We start from the raw sequence: 244 nt of genomic DNA on the forward strand, positions 1-244 counted from the left end.
TCTACGATTTTCAGGCTTCGGGCAGCGTGACCCCCGATCCCAACGCCGCTACTTTCACGTTGTATGCGGCTCCTGATGCTCCGGTGATTGATCCCGTTTACGACAATATTGGCCTGATCAAGGGCACCATTGCGAACAGTGGCCGTACCGTCGACCTGAAGCCAACCCTGAAAGGCAGTGCCCCTGCTAACGACACCGTCTACGTTTATGCTAAGCATGAAAATGGCACAAGGTGGAAAAGTGG

Annotated in this window: 1 protein-coding gene; it reads left to right on the top strand. The window is 54.1% G+C overall.

The features are described 5' to 3' along the window. Positions 1–244, top strand: a 244-nt coding sequence (locus tag KVT28_RS26220) for a hypothetical protein (protein WP_217551201.1), incomplete at both ends; no start/stop codon positions are given.

The sequence above is a fragment of the Pantoea sp. GbtcB22 genome (assembly GCF_019091025.1).
In the GTDB taxonomy this organism is placed as follows: Bacteria; Pseudomonadota; Gammaproteobacteria; order Enterobacterales; family Enterobacteriaceae; genus Pantoea; species Pantoea leporis.